Annotated in this window: 1 pseudogene; it reads left to right on the top strand. The window is 69.5% G+C overall.

The window, feature by feature from the left end:
- A pseudogene (locus V5E28_RS49340) lies at positions 1-282 on the top strand (hypothetical protein); the annotation flags it as partial.

The raw sequence follows: 282 nt of genomic DNA, 5'->3' as shown, positions 1-282 counted from the left end.
GCCCCACCTGATGCCCCCGGTCGCCGGGACCTTCGAGCTCAATCGGGAGAACGTGGACGGCATGGGCGCGCCGAGAGGCGGATCCCTGCAAATCTTCCTGAGGACATCGGCCGTTCCCGGCCACGCGGGCGCCTGGGTCCTGTCCAGCAATCTGGTCGATCCGTCCGGACGTACGATCTCCAGCGGAGATGGAGGCTCGGGACCGTCGTCGACGATCGGGCGGGCCGTCCCGGTCTCCACGACATCGGGCCCATGCTCACCGCAGGGACTGTCCGCGGGAGG

Source organism: Nonomuraea sp. LPB2021202275-12-8, assembly GCF_037044575.1.
In the GTDB taxonomy this organism is placed as follows: domain Bacteria; phylum Actinomycetota; class Actinomycetes; order Streptosporangiales; family Streptosporangiaceae; genus Nonomuraea.
Note: the sequence above shows the minus strand (reverse complement) of the source record. Positions and strands in the feature narration are given on the sequence as shown.